At 67.3% G+C, this 16,685-nt stretch carries 14 protein-coding genes and 2 pseudogenes; 10 read left to right on the forward strand and 6 right to left on the reverse strand.

From position 1 onward, the window contains the following. Positions 1–469 precede the first annotated feature (469 nt). The 4 genes and pseudogenes from ACFY2A_RS29385 to ACFY2A_RS29400 all read left to right on the forward strand — a co-directional run bounded on the left by ACFY2A_RS29385 (position 470) and on the right by ACFY2A_RS29400 (position 5,881). A complete protein-coding gene (locus tag ACFY2A_RS29385; RefSeq protein ID WP_387176447.1) occupies positions 470–2,026 on the forward strand; it encodes an MFS transporter in 1,557 nt (518 codons plus the stop codon). Between the two features lie 1,161 nt (positions 2,027–3,187). Beyond that, on the forward strand, positions 3,188–4,027 hold the full coding sequence (locus ACFY2A_RS29390) for an alpha/beta hydrolase (protein ID WP_363925507.1): 840 nt from the start codon (positions 3,188–3,190) through the stop codon (positions 4,025–4,027). A gap of 113 nt (positions 4,028–4,140) precedes the next feature. Further along, a pseudogene (locus ACFY2A_RS29395) lies at positions 4,141–4,769 on the forward strand (GPP34 family phosphoprotein). Between the two features lie 26 nt (positions 4,770–4,795). After that, on the forward strand, positions 4,796–5,881 hold the full coding sequence (locus ACFY2A_RS29400; RefSeq protein WP_387176449.1) for an alpha/beta hydrolase family esterase: 1,086 nt from the start codon (positions 4,796–4,798) through the stop codon (positions 5,879–5,881). A gap of 229 nt (positions 5,882–6,110) precedes the next feature. Here the strand turns inward: ACFY2A_RS29400 and ACFY2A_RS29405 are convergent, their stop codons facing one another. Beyond that, the gene (locus tag ACFY2A_RS29405; RefSeq protein ID WP_387176451.1) at positions 6,111–6,818 is read right to left on the reverse strand and encodes an SDR family oxidoreductase; all 708 of its coding nucleotides are present in this window, start codon (positions 6,816–6,818) and stop codon (positions 6,111–6,113) included. Positions 6,819–6,929: 111 nt separating this feature from the next. Here ACFY2A_RS29405 and ACFY2A_RS29410 point away from each other — a divergent pair, with 111 nt between their 5' ends. Continuing rightward, positions 6,930–7,313: a MerR family transcriptional regulator gene (locus tag ACFY2A_RS29410; protein WP_387176453.1), complete on the forward strand. Its 384-nt coding sequence runs from the start codon at positions 6,930–6,932 to the stop codon at positions 7,311–7,313. Between the two features lie 225 nt (positions 7,314–7,538). On the opposite strand, the gene ACFY2A_RS29415 is transcribed toward ACFY2A_RS29410, so the two are convergent. Next, positions 7,539–8,048, reverse strand: coding sequence for an O-acetyl-ADP-ribose deacetylase (locus ACFY2A_RS29415; RefSeq protein ID WP_387176455.1), 510 nt, complete (start codon positions 8,046–8,048; stop codon positions 7,539–7,541). Then, positions 8,039–8,620, reverse strand: a complete 582-nt coding sequence (locus ACFY2A_RS29420) for a hypothetical protein (RefSeq protein WP_387176457.1) — start codon at positions 8,618–8,620, stop codon at positions 8,039–8,041. Before ACFY2A_RS29420 ends, ACFY2A_RS29415 begins: the two co-directional genes overlap by 10 nt. A 73-nt stretch (positions 8,621–8,693) precedes the next feature. Between ACFY2A_RS29420 and ACFY2A_RS29425 the strand changes: the two genes are divergently transcribed. Beyond that, the gene (locus ACFY2A_RS29425; protein WP_387176459.1) at positions 8,694–9,062 is read left to right on the forward strand and encodes a hypothetical protein; all 369 of its coding nucleotides are present in this window, start codon (positions 8,694–8,696) and stop codon (positions 9,060–9,062) included. Positions 9,063–9,118: 56 nt separating this feature from the next. On the opposite strand, the pseudogene ACFY2A_RS29430 reads toward ACFY2A_RS29425, so the two are convergent. The 3 genes and pseudogenes from ACFY2A_RS29430 to ACFY2A_RS29440 all read right to left on the reverse strand — a co-directional run. Further along, positions 9,119–9,439 (reverse strand): annotated as a pseudogene (locus ACFY2A_RS29430) (DUF6886 family protein); the annotation flags it as partial. 737 nt (positions 9,440–10,176) lie between these two features. Then, positions 10,177–11,172 carry an ABC transporter permease subunit gene (locus ACFY2A_RS29435; protein ID WP_363925495.1) on the reverse strand — a complete coding sequence of 332 codons (996 nt, stop codon included), beginning with the start codon at positions 11,170–11,172 and terminating at the stop codon, positions 10,177–10,179. Continuing rightward, on the reverse strand, positions 11,169–12,059 hold the full coding sequence (locus ACFY2A_RS29440; RefSeq protein WP_363925494.1) for an ABC transporter ATP-binding protein: 891 nt from the start codon (positions 12,057–12,059) through the stop codon (positions 11,169–11,171). The genes ACFY2A_RS29435 and ACFY2A_RS29440 overlap by 4 nt, the downstream gene beginning before the upstream one ends. A 169-nt stretch (positions 12,060–12,228) precedes the next feature. Here ACFY2A_RS29440 and ACFY2A_RS29445 point away from each other — a divergent pair, with 169 nt between their 5' ends. The 4 genes from ACFY2A_RS29445 to ACFY2A_RS29460 all read left to right on the forward strand — a co-directional run. Next, positions 12,229–12,882 carry a response regulator transcription factor gene (locus ACFY2A_RS29445; RefSeq protein WP_210937137.1) on the forward strand — a complete coding sequence of 218 codons (654 nt, stop codon included), beginning with the start codon at positions 12,229–12,231 and terminating at the stop codon, positions 12,880–12,882. Positions 12,883–12,947: 65 nt separating this feature from the next. Then, positions 12,948–14,060: a sensor histidine kinase gene (locus tag ACFY2A_RS29450; RefSeq protein WP_387176462.1), complete on the forward strand. Its 1,113-nt coding sequence runs from the start codon at positions 12,948–12,950 to the stop codon at positions 14,058–14,060. Positions 14,061–14,225: 165 nt separating this feature from the next. Next, the gene (hppD, locus tag ACFY2A_RS29455) at positions 14,226–15,239 is read left to right on the forward strand and encodes a 4-hydroxyphenylpyruvate dioxygenase (protein ID WP_387176464.1); all 1,014 of its coding nucleotides are present in this window, start codon (positions 14,226–14,228) and stop codon (positions 15,237–15,239) included. Between the two features lie 248 nt (positions 15,240–15,487). Then, positions 15,488–16,685, forward strand: a 1,198-nt coding sequence (locus tag ACFY2A_RS29460; protein ID WP_387176466.1) for a condensation domain-containing protein, incomplete at its 3' end; no start/stop codon positions are given.

Genomic DNA, 16,685 nt, shown 5'->3' on the forward strand with positions numbered 1-16,685 from the left:
TGGCCGGGTGGCCGGCGCCCGCCGGCGCTGTTGCTGGTCCTGGCAGGCCGCAGGCAGCGACCATCCACCTCGCGCCACGGTGACGACCGGCGACGACATCAGGGGCTCCGACGGACTCGAAGGTGCGGCCACTGCTGCCAGCCTGACAACGAGGCAAAAACCGCACCAGTTAAGGACTTCTGGTGAGTGCGAAACGCGTCATCCACGGACGGAACTTCCACCGACGCCCAGCCGCCGCCACTGCTGCGGGCCTGACCACACGGCAACGACCGGCAACGAGGGTTGCTGGGGTGATCGGCATGGGCAGCCCCAGCGCGTATCTGCGGCTAAGTGGTGGAGCGCGTCAGACGACCGCCCCTCAGCTAGCCAAATGATTAGACTGCACAGCAGCACAACTGCTTTGTCGAACCGACCATCTGGACTGTAGGCTGTGTGCGACAGCCCACCCGACCAGTGATCAGGAACCTTCATGAATGACGCCGCCCCCAAGGCCACCGCCAGGAGCTGGATTGGTCTTGCCGTCTTGGTCCTGCCTCTGCTGCTGATAGCCATCGATGGCACCGTCCTGATCCTGGGTTTGCCCGCCATCTCCGCTGAGTTGAGCCCCACGGGTGTCGAACAGTTGTGGATGATCGACATCTACTCGCTCGTGCTCGCCGGTCTGCTCGTGGCCATGAGCACCCTGGGTGATCGCTTCGGTCGTCGACGCAACCTGCTCATCGGCGCGGTCGTCTTCGCGACCGCATCCGTGACCGGCGCGTTGGCCACATCGCCGTTGATGCTGATCGGTGCTCGTGCTCTCCTGGGCGTGGGCGGTGCGATCATGATGCCCTCGACGCTGTCGCTGGTGCGCAACATGTTCCTCGACCGGCAGCAGCGCCGTTATGCGATGGCCGCATGGGCAGCGATGGCTTCGGTCGGCGCGGCGGTCGGACCGATTGTCGGCGGCTGGGTCATCGAGACATTCAGTTGGCAGGCGGCGTTCTTGATGAACATCCCGGTCATGCTGCTTCTGCTCATGCTCGGCCCGTTCCTACTGCCAGAGAGTCGCAACCCCGACCTAGGCAAGATCGATATCAGCAGCGTCGTGCTCTCCTTCGTGGGCATGATCGGCGTGGTCTACGCCATCAAGGCCCTCACGGGCGGCAGGGACACCGCTCTCGGGATCGCTGCTCTCGTCCTCGGCGTGACCGCAATCGCCCTCTTCGTCCGCAGGCAACTCACGCTCTCCGCTCCGCTCCTGGATGTCAGGCTGTTCAAAGTGCGATACTTCCGCGGCGCCGTCGTCGCGGATCTGCTGTCGATCTTCGCGATGGTCGGCGCGCTGGTGGCACTCATCCAGTACCTCCAGCTTGTACTCAGCCTCAACCCGCTCCAGGCGTCCATCTGGCTCATACCCCAGGCGATATTCGCCGCTACCGCCGCATTTGTTGCGGCAGTGGTGGTCAAGCGCCTCCTCCCCGCCTACGTCATCACCGCCGGACTCCTGATCGCCGCTGTCGGCTTCGGGCTGACCAACTTGCTGTCGCCGACATCGAGCCCCGCCCTGATCGCCGCGTCTCTCGCGTTGGTTTCGCTGGGCGCCGGCATGGGACTTGCTTTGAGCAACGACATCATCATGAGCTCCATCAAGCCCGAACGTGCGGGACAGGCCGCCGCGACCTCGGAGACCGCGTACGAGGTCGGCACGACATTGGGAACAGCCGTACTGGGTGGGATACTCGTCGCCTGGTACACCAGGGTGGTCACCGCCGGAACCGATGCGCTCAACCTTCCGGCGTCCATCGCCGAACGGGCGTCCTCGACGATGGCAGAGGCCCTGCTGGTAGCGGGCGAGGTCGGTGGCGATGACGGGGCGGCCATCCTCGAGGTCGCCGAGTCCGCCTTCACCGACGCGATCATCGTCACCGGCATAGCCGGCATCGGGATCATGGTCCTCACGGCGATCTGGGCCCTTGTCACGCTCCGAGGCGCGGCTGCGAACACGGATCTCGCCGCAGAACACGAACGCGAACTCGTGTCCTGATCCGGGGGCCCCGCCACCTACGCTTGTGCCGTACTGCAGAACGCTCGGTCAGTAACGTCGTCCATGTGCGGCGGGTGGTCTGGTGTGGCTGAGGGGCGACGGACGCGGAACAACGAGCGCACGCGGCGGGCCGTGCTCGATGCGGCCACTCAGGTGATTCTGGGCGAAAGGTGCCGCTGTCACGCTGGATCAGGTTGCACGAGGACGCGGCGAGCATAGCGACCGCTCGTTGTCTGCTGCCCGAACTCGCCACTGACGGCACCTTCGCCACGCCGATCTGACGCGCTGGCATTCTGAGACTGCGCGAGAGCGCCGCCCCGGTCAGGCCGCGGCAGTTCTTTGAGCTGCCGGCGGAAGTGATGTCGAGTCTGCGGAAGATATGTGTAGGGCGGCCCGAAGTTGATGGCGGTCAGCCGGAGCGCCACCTGCTTCTCCGCGCACCACGAACGCCCCGCTGCGTCCGGCCTGTGCCTGGGCGAGAGGGTGTTCGACGGCGACGCGCTCTATGTACCGGCCTAGAAGGTCGGCCAAGTTCGCTCCCACCCGAGTGTGGGGTGAGTCTGTCGGTGTCGGAGTAGGCCGTTGTTGCCGACGCGGATCGTTCTTACTCCTGATGCGTACCACATTCACAATGCCGCGTTCTGCGCACGGACGACTGATGATTCGGATGCCGCGGTCGAGAGCGGCTTCGAGCAGGCGGCAGCGCGCTGACGGTGACAGCTAAGGGGCTTATACCGACGCGAAGATGGCGGCGCTGACGGGAACATGGTGTCAGACGAAAGGAACCGCGATGTCAGCCAGACCCGTCGACAAGCAGCTGTCCGGCGGGGAGAAGCGGCGATTTGACTTCGCCACCGCTGTGTACGGACGGCCGGAGCTGATCGTCCCTGGCCGCGACGTTGGTGATGATGCTCGCCTTCGCGATCGCCACTGCCGGAGTTCACGAACTGCCCGGAGCATGCACAGGTCACCGCGTTTCCGCTCAGTCTGGGTGTGGTCGCCGTGGCCAGTTGGGTCGGATCACCGGCACCGAGAGCCTTGCGCTGCTGAAACGGATTCTGCCCGGAGGTTCGGCTACCGAACCGGTCGTCAACGCCTGGAACGGCGGAGTCCCACTCGCCGACTCCATGCTCCGCAACCGATGACAGAAGGGAAACGATCATGGGATTCATCGCCGTCGGGAACGAGAACAGCACCCCGATCGAGCTGTACTACGAGGATCAGGGTGCAGGTCAGCCGGTTGTCCTCATCCATGGGTATCCGCTGAACGGCCACAGCTGGGAGCTCCAGACACGCGAGTTGCTCGCTGCCGGGTACCGAGTGATTACCTACGACCGCCGCGGCTTCGGGCGCTCGTCGAAGGTTGGTTCCGGCTACGACTACGACACGTTCGCCGCTGACCTGAACACCGTGCTGGAGACGCTCGACCTGCGCAACGTCGTCCTGGTCGGGTTCTCGATGGGCACCGGTGAGCTGGCCCGCTACGTCTCGCGGTACGGCCACCAGCGGGTGGCGAAGCTGGCGTTCCTCGCCTCACTCGAACCGTTCCTGGTCGCCCGTGACGACAACCCACAGGGCTTGCCGCAGAAGGTCTTCGACGGGATCGAGGCCGCGGCGAAAGGTGACCGCTACGCCTGGTACACGCAGTTCTTCTCGGACTTTTACAACCTCGACGAGAACCTCGGCAGCCGGATCAGCCAGGAGGCTGTCACCGGCAGCTGGAACGTCGCCGTCTCCAGCGCGCCGGTGGCGGCCTACGCCGTCGTGTCATCCTGGATCGAGGACTTCCGCGAAGACGTCGAGGCGGTCCGTGCCAGCGGCAAGCCGGCCCTGATCCTGCACGGCACCGCCGACAACATCCTCCCCATCGACACCACCGCCCGGCGTTTCCGCCGGGAACTTCCCGACGCCGAGTACGTCGAGGTCGAAGGCGCCCCACACGGGCTGCTCTGGACCCACGCCGAAGAGGTCAACGCCGCCCTGCGCACCTTCCTGGGCTGAGCCGACGGGAAGGGGCAACGCGCGAAGACTAGGGGAAGGAACCACCTGTGGGCGAGACGCCGATGTCGGCACGGAACGACCTGCTCATCGTCGACGACCTCATGCTGCTCCTGATGGGCGACGACGGCACTTCCATCCAGGCGGCGGGCACCCTGTATTACACGCTTGGCGGCGCGGTGCTCACCGAACCCGCGCGGCTCAATCGGATCCAAACCGACGGCTCCGGGGAGTTGAACGGCCCACAGGTCACCCCGGCGGGCGAGGGTCCGTTGCCCGACCCGCTGCTGCAGTCCGCCTACGACACCATCGCCGAGAAGACCCAGCGGGTACAACCGCTGCTCGTCACGCTTGGCACCGACCTTGGCGGGAAGTGGTCGACCGGCTCGTGGCCCGCGGCCTGCTTCGTCGTGAGGAGACGCGGGTGTTGCGAGTGTTCCGCACCACCCGGTGGCCTGCGGCCGACGGGGCGCACGAGGCGCGGCTGCGAGCGCGGATTCGCCGGATCCTGGAGGCAGGTGAAGCTCCCGATCCCCGCACCTCGGCGATCATCGGGCTGCTCTTCGCCAGCGGCGCCATGCCCTCGCTGCGGCCCCCGTTGCCCTGGACGTCGACGACGGTGACCCGGGCCAGCGAGATCGCACGGGGCCATTGGGGACCCGGGACGGTCGCCACCGCGGTGACTCGCACAGCAGCGGCGATCGTCGCCGCCAGCACCGCCAGCGTGGCAACTACCAGCAGGTGAGCGCCGACCGGCGAGAGGAGCACTCCATGACCGCACCGAACCAGGGGCTCGAGTCTGATCAGCCGCTGTCCGACCGGCCTCGTCGGCGGCGATGGCTCTGGATCGCCTCCGGCGTCGTGCTGGTGCTCGTGGCCGCGATCGGTGTCGGTGCTGCGGTCTTCCAGTTTGGCCTGCCATGGTGGATGGGGGAGGGAGATCGCAATCACAAGTACGAAAGCGACGTCGGCTCCCAGCGCTACCAGGTTCACCTGCCGCCACAGTACGACGGCACGACCCGGTTGCCGGTGATCATGGCGATCCACGGGTGCGGGATGTCCGGGTACGGGTGGAACTCGATGAAGTTCACGACGCAGTTCAACGATCTGGCCGACCGTGAGGGCTTCATCGTTGTCTATCCGACGCAGCGCATGTTCCGCAGCGCGATCAACTGCTGGAACTCGGGTGACCCGCGGGAACAGCACCGCTACGACGGAGAACCCGCGCTGCTCGCAGGCGTGGCCCGGAAGGTGGTCGAGGAGTACAACGCGGACCCGGACCACGTGCACGTCGCCGGCGCGTCGTCCGGTGCGGGGGCCGCCGTCATCCTCGCGGCGACCTACCCCGACGTCTTCGCGACCGCGACGTCGGTCGCTGGAGGCGAGTACGGGCTGAACCAGGTGGACCCGGACGACCCCGGCGGCACCCCGCCGGACTACACCGCACGTCAGGCGTGGTCCCAGATGGGCGACCGGGCGCGGCAGGTGCCGCTGCTCGTCATCCAGGGCGAGGAGGATGACGTCGTCCCACCAATCGTCGCCACTCGCCTCGTCGAGCACTGGACCGCGGTGAGCGACCTCGTCGACGATGGTCTACTCAACGAGAGTTTGGACCTTGTCGAAGAGACGACGACGGTGCCCGCGGAACCGGGCAGGCACTCGTACACGCACGCCACCATCACCACGCCGGACGGCACGTCTGTCGTCGAGTCGTACCTCGTCCACGATATGGGGCACGTCTGGCCAGGCCCTGCCGGCGATGGCCTCTTCACCGATCGCGCAGGCCCGGACGCCAGCGCCATCGTCTGGGACTTCGCCCAACGTCACCCGAAAGGCTCACCGGAAACTGGGCGGTGATGCCTGGCTGGCGCAGCGTGAGCATGCTCGGAGTCTGCGTGACTGAGCGTGAAGGCTGTAACCGTGGGAGGTTGATGACCGTGCGCTGTGGTGGTGACTGAGATTTCGATCCAGAGGGTGAGCGGCTCGCGGAGGTGGCTCGGGACGCCGCGCGTTCGGCGGGTCTGCGCGTCCCCACCGGCCGCGCAGACCTGGCCGCCGTGCCCGGGGCCCTCGTCGACCTGCTTCGTCAGCTCGCCGAGGCGGCGGTGTAGAACGCGCTCGGGTCCCCGGCGAGGGATGCCTTGACGTAGGCGCTCCATTCGTCGGCAATGACCTCGAGCTTGTCGGCCTCGATGCCATCGAGTGCGGCACGGACCACGTCGGCGGGGGCCATCTTGTCGCCGTCGTAGCCGGCCGCCATGTCGGTGTCGGCAGCGCCCAGGTGCAGCCCGGTCACGAGGGTGCCCTGCTCGGCGAGTTCGATGCGGATGCCGTTGGTCAGGCTCCACTCGGCTGCCTTCGCCGCGCTGTAGGCGTTGGCCCCGTCGTAGGAGAACCATGACAGTGCGGACAGGGCGTTGAGAATCCCCCCGCCGCCGTTGCTGGCGAGCACCGGCGCGAACGCCCGAACCATGCCGAGGGTGCCGTAGAAGTGCGTGTCCATTTCCAACCGGATCTTGCTCAGGTCGCCGCTGACCAGGTTTGCCCCGGTGGCGAGTCCGGCGTTGTTGATCAGCAGGGTGACGTCGGGGGCGGCGGCCGCCGCGTCCGCCACCGACTGCGGGTCGGTGACGTCCAGGCGCAGCTTCTCAACGCCAGCGATGTCGATCAGTTCCGGGTTGCGGGCCGTGGCATACACCCTGGTCGCGCCACGCTCCAGCAACTGTTGGGTGAAGTGCTTGCCAAGTCCACGGTTGGCGCCCGTGACGAGCGCGACCGAACCAGAAATACGCATGGGATGCCTCCACAGGCTCAAGATGTTTCGTTGCGGGGGCTACGCTAGAACCTGACGCTGACGTTAGAGGCAAGTGCTGTGTCTGGCGTCACCAGTTGAGGGGGAGAAGTCGTGCGGATCGGTGAACTCGCGACCAAGACCGGGGTGTCGGTGCGAGCGCTGCGCTACTACGAGGAACAAGGACTACTGACCAGCACGCGCAGCAACGGCGGTCAGCGTCACTATGGCGACATGGCGGCCGACCGGGTGCACCTGATCCAAATGCTGTACGGCGCAGGCCTGTCCAGCAAGACGATCCTGGACCTCCTGCCCTGCGTCGACGCGAAGGTCACCACACCGCAGTCCCGAGCCATGCTGAACGGCGAGCGCGACCGCATCGACGAGCAGATCACCCGACTCATTGAGGTCCGGGACCGGCTCGACGCGGTCATCGCGCTCAGCCTGAGCCCGGCCAGTGGCTGCACTACGGTGGACACCGTCACCGCGGCGGCGTAAACGCATACCAGCGGCCGCGCGGTCACTTCAGGACGTGCCGCCGCCGACGATACCGGCCCTGCACCTTCATGCAGCGTCAAGGACCAGACGCGCCGTGGCTTCCTGCCGATCCTGGATCGAGAAGCCCGCTGGCTGGAGACGGAGACGCTCAACGGACGTCTGAGGTGACGTGGTGTCACTGGTCATGGCCGGGCGACCCGACAGAACTTATGAGATCCGGATGGGTCAGCCCATGGCTGTCACTGCGGCTTGTAGGTGCTTGCGGGTGTCGTCGTCGAAGGCGACGAGTCTTGCAAGTTGGACGTTTGTCGAAGTGGACCTGATCGTTGCTACGGCGATCCGGGCGGCCTGGTCGGCGGGGAAGCCGTACACGCCGGTGGCGATTGCCGGGAAGGCGACGCTCCGGGAGCCGAGTTCGTCGGCGACCTGCAGGCTCCTTCGGTAGCAGGAGGCCAGAAGGTCGGCCTCACCGTGACCGCCGCCTTCCCAGATCGGCCCGACAGCATGGATGATGTGCCGCACCGGTGGGTCGAGGTCGAACGCCGGGGTAGCCACTGCGTCTCCCGGCTCGCAGGGGCCGATCGCACCTCCAGCCTGCGCCAGGCGAGGCCCAGCAGCGCGGTGAACCGCGCCGTCCACACCGCCGCCACCGAGCAGTGACTCGTTCGCGGCCGTGACGATGGCGTCCACGTGCTCCCGCGTGATGTCACCCATCACAATCTCGATCACGACCACAGCAGGATCCTGGCACACCAGACGACGGCGTGCCGGCCCACCGTCGCTAAACCGGGCAGCCACTTGTTTGATCCGGCATACGTTATCCGCGGCAGATGCGTGCATTTGCTGGCCGGAGGTGCGACCGTGTCGAAGCCGGGCAGGTCAGCAGAGACGCTTCTACGGTCGCTAATGTGGCGATCATGATTGATCATCACGGTGGCGCCTGGACGCTCCACCGACGTGACGACGGCGAGGTACTTGCTGAGCTCGTGGTGAACGGTGGCGACTTCCCGTGGTTGAACGCTCGTGTCGACCCGAGAGAAGGACTGGCGGAGCTTCGGCCGCTCTTCGCCGAGGAACTGCGGCTGCTCGATGGCATCGATGAGGATGTCGAGTCCTGGGAGCACGCGTACGAGACCGTCCGGAACGCCGTGACGCTTCGGTACCCGGATGGCCAGGAGGTTCCTGAGTTTCTTCTTCACCTCGATGGCGACGAGGCGTGGTGGCGGTGGAGTGACGAGCCGTTTGACGAGCAGAATGCCTAACCAGCGCCCCCGCTCGGCCGCTACTTGATCCGTACCGCTGGCCATGAAGGTTCCTGCGGAACCGCTGAGGCTTGCCGGCGCGCGCCCAGCTATCGGGCTGTAGGCATATCATCCCGCGATGGCTTCCAAGACCTTGCTGGCACGCGGTGGACTTACCTATGTCGATCGTCGTGACTTCACCCGCGGCGATTCACTACGCGTCGTCAAGCGGATGCGCTGGCCGTCAGTATGCCTCTGGGTCGAGGACAGCAAGTTGATTTTTTCTTCGCGGGCCGGCTCCGAGGTGTTGCAACACGCTGAGGTGACCGCATTGCCACACGGGCCGATCTTGGGCAGGCATTGGGCCCTTGCACTCGCGGTGTCCTTCAGGACCGCAGAACGTGATCAAGTTCTGCTTTTCTGGACTCATCGTGCGCGAGCAGTCCTTCGGGAACTGGCTCGGCTTGGGTGGGATGCCGACCCGCGCGCAGACGACTTCGTAACATAGTCGAACACGTCCGAGTACACGCGCCTGGAGTCGGTCGGCGATGTGACCACGCTGCGTCATCCGTGGCGGTTCGGCGATCTGGCCTTGGAGTTTCGGCGGTGTTGCGCCAGAGTGGCGGGCCACGGACGGGGCGGGGGCGCGTCGGACGGAACTGGCGTCAGGGGGCAGGGTGTCGCGTTGTGGAGCCGGATGCCGCTGTAGCAGACCGTGCTGGCGGTCACGGCGTCCCAGAAGGCCCATCGGTTGATCAGGACGCGTAGCGGGATGACGGCCTCGGCGTGACGGTCGAGTAGGTCGCCCACCGGCTCGGGCGGGCCCAGCGGCGCGACCGGCTCGACCGCGACGTGGGCATTGGGTTCCGGCGCCCCGAAGGCGCGGAACTGGTCGCACCCGGTCGGGTATACACCGCGGGCCGCAGTCGCATCGAGCGAGAATCCTCAAAGCCCCCAATACGTGCCCTGGGTGATCCGCCGACCGCCGGCCTTTTCGGGCCGGGCGATCATGGACTCATCGACTGGCGTGGACAGATACAGCACGAGCAGGTCCTCGGATCTCGGTGACGCGCCAACCTTCAGGTTGGGTCCTCCGAAAAGTTCGGGTGCGATTGGATGAAACGATCAGGGTCGTGGCGTCGTTCCAGCTCGTGCGGCAGACCAACCGGTCCTTCCGGTACGCCCATGTCACAGTCGAGGTCGCTGCCGCCGATCTGACCCGCCCCGGATCTTGTAGAGACTCTCCACAGAACCCGGGGCGGTTCACTGCCGGCATGGGTGACGCCGGAGTTGGTCCACGGCTGATTCGCGACTGGAGAGCCGGCGGCGGGTGGTCCGCTGCGCTCGGACGAGACCGACCGGGCGCAGCGGCTGGGCCTGCCGGCCGGGCGTCGGGCGCTGTTCTGGTCCTGGTTGACCGACGCGGGATTGGCTGAGCTGGGCGAGTTGCTCGACGGCGGCCGCTACCCGTGGAGTACGTGGAGGAGGCGGCGCTGCCGGTGGTGACGGGGCCGGCGGGGGTTGCCGGATCAGCCGGAGTTCCAGAATTCGGGCATCGGGCCCAGTGCGGCATGGCTACGGCACCGCATCAATGCGGTGCCGTAGCCATGCCGGGGTCACCGCTAGGAGCGGCGCCGGAGCCAGAAGAACCCGAACGCGGTAAGCAAAATAGACAGCCCGAGGAACATTGACAGTTCGATCCACTGGAACGTCCAGTATCGGTGGCCCGGCTGGTGGATGTAGTCGAAGTGCAGGTTCTGTGCGGCCGTGCAGGAGTCGCCGGCCTCCCGGTCGTCCGGGATGAGGCAGGGCCTCGCGTCCTCGCCGCGGTACGGCGTACCGTCCGCCTTGTACAGCGGTGACGAGAACTCGAGAGCCCAGCTCCCGTTGGCCGTGTATCCCTGGATGTCGAAGGTGTTGTCCTCCTTCAGATTCATCCCGACGCCGCTGTTGAGCACGCTGGCGTCGACGGCCACCCGGTCGGTGACCGGGGGCATCAGGTTCTGCCGGACAACCGTCGGGATCAGCAACTGGAGCCCGGCAAAGATGATCAGGGTGATCGCCATGGCCGGCAGCGTGCGCTTGACGATCATGCCGACCACGGTGCCGAGCACGAAGGCGAACAGCGCGTACCCGATCGGTACGATGTTGCGGGAGCCGAAGCTCAGCGCCGCGAACCGCTCACCGATCACCTCGTCGTACCGGCTTGCGCTCCACGTCAGCAGCAGGCTGAACAGGCCGGCCACCGCCATGCTGGCCAGACCGATCACGGTGAGCTTGACCGCCAGCCACTTGGTGCGGGTGACGCTCTGGTTCCACACCAGCCGATCGGTGCGCTGCTCCAGCTCCTGGGTCACCAGCGGGGCGCCCCAGAAGACCCCGATCAGGCCGGGTACGGCGATGAGCAGCACCACCATGACCGAGATCGCGTCGTCGTAGCTGGCCCGCAGGTCCAGCCGTGCGAGATAGCACGCCTGCTCCGTGCAGTTGGCGATCCTCGTGTCGTAGAAGCTGCGGATCTCGCTGCCCAGGTAGATCAGGTAGATCGCGAGGAGGGCGAGTGCCCCCGCGGCCACCAGTGTCTGGGCGCGGAACTGCCTCCAGGTCAGCCAGATCATCGGTCGGCTCCCGTCATTGCTGCGGTCGGCCCGACCGGGCCGGTGGTGGTGGCCCGGGTCAGATAGGCGAGGGTCATGTCCTCGAGGTCCACGGCCTCCGCCCCGGGAATTGGCGAGGTGGACCGCACGATCACCGACGACTCGCCGCGGCTGTTCTCGGCGTGGATCAGCTCGGCGTCGGCTGGCAGCCGGTAGGGGTCGCCCGCACGGCCGGTGATCCGGTAATGGACGGCGAGCAGATCCGACACGTCGCCGGAGATATGCACCCGGCCGTTGGCCAGCACGATCAGGTGATCGCAGACCTGCTCCAGGTCGCCGAGCAGGTGCGACGAGAGAATCACGCTCACCTCGAGCTCGTCGACGAAGTCGAGCAGGTCCCGCATGAACCCGCGCCGGGCCAGCGGGTCGAGCGCCGCCACCGGCTCGTCGAGGACGAGCAGTTCGCCCCGCTTGGCCGCGGCGACGGTCAGCGCGAGCTGGGCCCGCTGACCGCCGGAGAGCGAACCGGCCTTCTGCTTGAGGTCGAGCCCACGCTCGCGGATTCGCCGCTCGGCGAACGCTTGATCCCACTTCGGGTTCAGCCGGGCGCCGAGCTTGAGGTGGTCGGCAACGGTCAGCCGGCTGTAGACCGGCGCGTCCTGAGCGACGAATCCGACCCGAGCCAGCTGTTCCGCGCTGACCGCCGGCCGCTGACCGAGCACCTCGATGCTTCCGCTGGTCGGCGCGATCATGCCGGACGCCAACCCGAGAAGGGTCGACTTACCGGCACCGTTGGGACCGACCAGACCGACGATCCGTCCGTCTGGAATCGCCAGCGTGCAGTCGTCGAGCGCGAGGTGGCGGCGGTAGCGCTTACTGAGAGATTCAGTATGGATGGCCAGGGTCATCACATCCTCCTGCCTTGTTTCCGGGACTCTTGCTGTCAGTGAGAATTTGTAGACGGCGGGCGGTCACAGCACGGTCCGTGTCGTTGTGACCGGCTTGTGACAGGAGTCTTATTAGCGTCAGTCCGGAACCGTCGTCGACAGTTGAGTCACACAGACAGGAAGGCGTGTGATGCGGGTACTCGTGGTTGAAGATCAGCCGGACCTGGCCGACTCGGTCGCTCGGGTGCTGCGGCGCGAGGGCATGGCCGTCGATGTCGCATACGACGGCGGGTCGGCGCTGGAGCGGGCGACGGTGGTCCCGTACGACGTGATCGTCCTCGACCGCGACCTGCCCGTGGTGCACGGCGACGACGTGTGCCGCACGCTGGTCAGCCAGAGATCGCTGAGCCGGGTGCTGATGCTGACCGCCTCGGGCACCATCGCGAACCGGGTGGAGGGACTGGGCATCGGTGCCGACGACTACCTTCCCAAACCTTTCGCATACGCGGAACTGGTGGCCCGGATCCGGGCGGTGGCCCGGCGCTCGCAGCCCGCAGCGCCGCCCGTGCTGGAGCACGGTGACCTGCGCCTCGACCCGGCGCAGCGCACCGCAACCCGGGCCGGGGCCCGGCTTAACTTGAGTCCTAAGGAGTTTGCTGTGCTGGAGTATCTGCTGACCTGTGGCAGCCGGGTGGTGTCTGCCGAGGAACTGCTCGACCGCGTCTGGGACGAGGCGACCGACCCCTTCACCACCACGGTGAAGGCCACCGTGAACCGGCTGCGGACCAAGCTCGGCGATCCGCCGCTGATCGAGACGGTGCCCCGCGCCGGATACCGGATCTGATCATGCGACTCGGACAACACCCTCTCCGCCTGCGGCTGACGCTGCTGTACGTCCTCGTCTCCGTAATGTCGAGCACAGTCCTGCTGGTGATCATGTGGGCGCTGGCCAAGAGCCTCAATCCCGTGACGCCGCCGCCGCTCCCGTCCGGCCCGATGTCCGGCCCGCCATCGCCCGGCCCCGCCGACGACGGCACACTGCCCGCTATCGACGCGGCCGACACGGCCGGAAGCGGGCTGCTCCAGCCGCTGATCGCGCTGGCCATCATGGCTTTGATCTCGCTGTTCCTCGGCTGGCTGATCGCCGGCCGCGTGCTGCGCCCGGTGCTGACGATGACCGAGCGCCTGCGCCAGATCTCCGATCGCAACGTGCACGAGCGGCTGGCCCTGCCCGGCAACCGCAACGAGCTGAAGGATCTGGCCGACACCGTCGACGGCCTGCTCGGCCGGTTGGAGACCGCGCTCGACGCCCACAGGGGATTCGTCGCCAACGCCGCACATGAGATGCGCACCCCGCTGACCGTGGAGCGGGCGCTGCTCGAGGAGCCGCTGATCGATCCGGGCGCCAGCTTGGAATCGTTCCGGCACAATTTCGAGCGGCTCCTGGTGATCAGCGATCAGCGGGGCCAGCTTCTCGAGTCGCTGCTCACCCTCTCCAGCAGCGAGCAGGGTCGGGCCGCGGACGAGATGGTTGACCTGACCGGGCTGGTCGAGCTGGCGCTGCGCGAGCGGGCGCCGGAGGCCGAACGGCGCGGGGTGCAGGTGGTGACCTCGCTGCGGCCGGTGTCGGTGCCGGGCGATCCGGTGCTGCTCGGCCGGTTGCTGGTCAACCTCTGCGACAACGCCATCCACCACAACGTGCCCGGCGGCACGGTCGAGGTCAGCGTGCACCGGAAGATCGGCCGGGTGGTGCTCACCGTGGCCAACACCGGCGAGGTCATCTCCGCGGATCAGGTGGACCGTCTCTTCGAGCCGTTCCAGCGGCTGCGCCGCACGGCTGACGACGGGCATCACGGCCTCGGGCTGTCCATCGTCCGCGCGATCGCCCGGGCGCACGGCGCGGAGCTCACCGCGCACCCGCAGCCGCACGGCGGCCTCGTCGTCGAGGTGGTGTTCTCGATGGTGGGCGCCGGCGAGCTGGCGACGGCCGAGCAGCACGCCCTCACCCCGCCACCGGCCTGAATAGCGTAAACCGCGGGACCAGAAGTGTTCGACTGCGTCGCCGGTAACGGTTGGACACCCGCTGTTTGATTGCCGGATCGCGACCGGCATTGCCTCTATCGGACCCGTCTGTGACGCTGACGCGGCGTAGGAAAGCCCCGCGTAGTCCCGTCTTCGGGAGGTATGATGGCGGCACGGCAGATCGCGTTCATCGAGCTTTACGTGAGCGAACCCAAAATCGCAGTCGATTATCTCGGAGACGCTCTCGGCTTCACCCGGGTAGCGGAGTCCGCCGACGACGAGTCCCGCTCGATCCTGCTGCGCCAGGGGCGGTTGCAGATGGTGGTGACCGCCGGCGCGGAGGCGGCGCGGTTCCTGGACGCGCACGGCGACGGCGTCGCCGACATCGCGTTCGGCTGCGACGACGTCACGGCCGCCCGAGCGCGGGCGGTCGGGGCGGGCGCCGTCGACCTCGGGACGGTGCGGGGCAGCCCGGTCGTCGGCAGCTTCGGTCCGGTCCGCCACACACTCGTGCCGGCGAGCGCGGAGGTGCTGCTGCCCGGTGGCCGCACCTGGACGCCGCTGGTCGACGACTCGGCGCCCGAACAGCGGATCCGCCTGCTCGACCACGTCGCGATCTGCCTCGAGGCCGGGACGCTGGAGCAGTACGCCGACTTCTACACCGACGCCTTCGGTCTGGACCGGTACTCGTCGGAGTTCATCGACGTCGGCGGGAGCTCGATGGACTCGATCGTGGTCCGCAGCAGCTCGGACGACATCACGTTCACCCTGGTGGCGCCGGGCTCGGCGACCGGCTCGGGCCAGCTCAACGCGTTTCTGCACCGCAACGGCGGACCGGGCGTCCAGCACCTGGCGCTGCTGGTCGACGACATCGTCGCGGCGGTGTCCGAGGCCACCGACCGAGGCGTCGCGTTCCTGCAGACGCCGGGGACCTATTACGAGGCGCTCGCCGACCGGTTCCCGGACCGATCCGCGATGATCGAAAGCCTGCGGGCGACCAACGTGCTGGCCGACCGCGACGAGTGGGGCTATCTGCTGCAGTTGTTCACCCGGTCCCCGTACCCGCGCAACACGCTGTTCTACGAGCTCATCCAGCGCCGCGGCGCCCGTGGCTTCGGCAGCGCCAACATCCGCGCGCTCTACGAGGCCGTCGAGCGGGACCGGCTCATCGCCGGCTGAACCAGCTGCGACGCGTTCGCTGCGCCGTGGAGGGACGACCTCCGCGGCGCAATTTCTTGCCCTGTTCAACCACGCCCTTTCCGGCGGTTGAACAACACGGTTGAACAGCGCCGGCGCACCGTTCGACTGCTTCCTTGTTGAACCGCCATCAATGCGTTGGAATTCGGCCGCGGCAACAAGCTCTTAGGGGAGATCCGTTCATGGTTCGGTTGTCTTATGCTCAGCGGCGGCTGTGGTTCCTCAGTCAAATGGAAGGCCCGAATCCGACGTACAACAGCGGCGTCACGGTACGGCTGACCGGCGCCCTCGACGTCGCCGCCCTGAGCGCCGCGCTGCGCGACGTGCTGGGCCGCCATGAGTCGCTGCGTACGGTGTTCGACACCGTGGACGGCGAGCCGTTCCAGCGCATCGTCGACGCCGCCGGGTGGCGCCTCGAGGTCGTGCGGCTGGCGACCGCCGACGTCGACGACGCGATCGCGCGCGCGGAGGCGCACGCCTTCGACCTGGCCACCGAGATCCCCGTACGGGCCTGGCTGCTCGAGACCGCCGCGGACCAGCACGTGCTCGTGCTGGTCGTGCACCACATCGCCACCGACGCGTGGTCGCAGGCGCTTATGTGGCGGGACATCTCGACGGCGTACGAGGCCCGGCTGCGCGGTGAGGCCCCGGCGTGGGCGCCGTTGCCGGTGCAGTACGCCGACTACGCGCTCTGGCAGCAGGAACTGCTCGGCGTGGAGTCCGACCCGAAGAGCCTGTTGTCGAAGCAGGTCGCGTACTGGCGACAGGCGCTCGCCGGGGCGCCGGAGGAGTTGGCGCTTCCGGTCGACCGGCCCCGCCCGGCGGTGGCGTCGCACCGCGGGCATTTGGTGCCGTTGCAGGTGCCGGCCGAGGTGCATCAGCGGCTGGCTGACCTGGCGCGGGCCGAGGGCGTGACCTTGTTCATGGTGCTCCAGTCGGCGTTGGCGGTGTTGTTGTCGCGGCTCGGGGCGGGCACCGACATCCCGATCGGTTTCCCGGTGGCGGGTCGGCATGACGAGGCGCTGGACGACCTGGTCGGCTTCTTCGTCAACACCCTGGTCGTCCGCACCGACCTGTCCGGCGACCCGACGTTCACCGAGGTGCTGCGGCGGGTGCGGCAGGTGAACCTCGGCGCCCTGGCGCATCAGGATGTGCCGTTCGAGCGCCTGGTCGAGGAGCTGGCCCCAGCCCGGTCGCTGGCCCGCCACCCACTGTTCCAGGTGTCGCTGACGCTGCGAAACACCGGCGACGGCGCGCTGGAGTTCGCGGACGTACAGGCCGAGATCGTTCCCAAGGTCAGCCCGATGGCCAAGTTCGACCTTGAAGTGAAGACGGTCGAGTTGTTTGACGGGCGGGGTTGTCCGGCTGGGTTGCAGGGTGTGTTGGTGGTGGCTGCGGATTTGTTTGATGTGTCTTCGGCGCGGCGGT

The sequence above is a fragment of the Micromonospora sp. NPDC000442 genome, from assembly GCF_042898635.1.
In the GTDB taxonomy this organism is placed as follows: domain Bacteria; phylum Actinomycetota; class Actinomycetes; order Mycobacteriales; family Micromonosporaceae; genus Micromonospora.